This is a genomic window from Bacillus cereus group sp. BfR-BA-01408 (assembly GCF_022663305.1).
GTDB classification, from domain to species: domain Bacteria; phylum Bacillota; class Bacilli; order Bacillales; family Bacillaceae_G; genus Bacillus_A; species Bacillus_A pacificus.
Genome location: NZ_JAKUFF010000353.1, coordinates 1 through 214 on the forward strand (window position 1 = coordinate 1; position 214 = coordinate 214).

Genomic DNA, 214 nt, shown 5'->3' on the forward strand with positions numbered 1-214 from the left:
TTATATTCAGTATTACAGAGTACTAAGGCGAATTTTTTACTGAGTAGCTTTTTTGAATTCATACTATTCAGTATCACTTATTACATCTACATTGTATGACTAAGTAGCGATGAATGTCAACTCGATTTTTATATTTTTTCTAAAATCAACTATTTCAGAATGCGTATAAATATTAATTCCTTTTCCTTCCGTTTGCTTTAATAGTTCTTCTAAC

1 pseudogene is annotated in these 214 nt (G+C 27.6%); it reads right to left on the reverse strand.

Going from position 1 to position 214, the window contains the following annotated elements:
* Positions 1-147: 147 nt before the first annotated feature.
* Positions 148-214: pseudogene (locus MR083_RS28110) on the reverse strand (hydroxylamine reductase); the annotation flags it as partial.